Origin of the sequence: Phyllobacterium sp. SB3 (genome assembly GCF_040009165.1) — a bacterium.
Classification (GTDB): Bacteria; Pseudomonadota; Alphaproteobacteria; order Rhizobiales; family Rhizobiaceae; genus Phyllobacterium.
Window position 1 is genome coordinate 1 of sequence record NZ_JBDYKI010000029.1, and the last position, 628, is coordinate 628.

A 628-nucleotide genomic window follows, 5' to 3' on the forward strand; every position below is an offset into this window, starting at 1 on the left:
ATCTCACGTAATACCATTTATGGCTGGTTAAAGCTAAAAGAGAAAACAGGAGAGCTAAATCACCAAGTAAAAGGAACAAAACCAAGAAAAGTTGATAGAGATAGACTTAAAAACTATCTTACTGACAATCCAGACGCTTATTTGACTGAAATAGCTTCTGAATTTGGCTGTCATCCAACTACCATCCACTATGCGCTCAAAGCTATGGGCTACACTCGAAAAAAAAGAACCACACCTACTATGAACAAGACCCAGAAAAAGTAGCCTTATTTCTTAAGAATTTTAATAGTTTAAAGCACCTAGCACAGGTCTAACAAATGAATGGTGAGTTAATCGCTCCAATGACTTACGAAGAGACGATGACGAGCGACTTTTTTGAAGCTTGGTTTCAGAAATTTCTCTTACCAACATTAACCGCACCATTGGTTATTATATTAAAACGAAGTAAGAATAGGACAAATCGATCAGGACAGTAAAATCGATTTCTAACAATGTTTTAGAAGCAGAGGTGTACTATTCTAGTTTCAATCTACTATATTTTTGGAGTGATAGAAAAGCCCTTCATAAGCCAGTCTACTTGTTCTGGTGTGAGAGCTTTGACATCCTTTTCTGTACTTAGCCAAATCAA

General features: G+C 36.3%; 1 pseudogene. It reads left to right on the forward strand.

The features are described 5' to 3' along the window. Nucleotides 1-449 (forward strand): annotated as a pseudogene (locus ABKW30_RS29250) (IS630 transposase-related protein); the annotation flags it as partial. Nucleotides 450-628: the final 179 nt, after the last annotated feature.